Genomic DNA, 441 nt, shown 5'->3' on the forward strand with positions numbered 1-441 from the left:
GCGACGATCAAGAACAGATGCTGGTGCTGTGGCGAAGACGCGGGAAACGCGCCTTTGCAGACATGTTCGAGACATCTGACGGCGATAAGAATGCCTCTCAAGCGAGCACGTAATAGCCAGTATTGGCTATTGCGCCGCCAGCTTGCTACTGACGCCCGCTGAAAGCTTCCATTGGACAGAACCCGAATGACTGACGAAACACCATTGAATGCCGTCGAACTCGCCACTGAACTGACCATCGCCTGGCTCGGCAACAACAGCAATCGCGTTGCTGCAGACGATGTTCCGGCCTTCCTGCGCGCGATGCACGCGACGATCACAGAGCTTGGCGCAAAAGGCGGTGCTACGGATACCGCAAGCGACGAATCCGAAGAGGCTGAGCAGTTCACTCCAGCCGTCACGGTGCGTAAATCGCTCGCGTCGAAGGACCACATCCTCTCG

Annotated in this window: 1 protein-coding gene; it reads left to right on the forward strand. The window is 57.4% G+C overall.

What is annotated here, in order from left to right:
• Nucleotides 1–186: 186 nt before the first annotated feature.
• On the forward strand, nucleotides 187–441 hold a 255-nt coding region (locus AACY52_RS31485; protein ID WP_339561575.1), incomplete at its 3' end, for a MucR family transcriptional regulator.

The sequence above is a fragment of the Pseudomonas sp. EA_65y_Pfl1_P113 genome, from assembly GCF_963970525.1.
GTDB lineage: Bacteria > Pseudomonadota > Gammaproteobacteria > Pseudomonadales > Pseudomonadaceae > Aquipseudomonas > Aquipseudomonas tritici.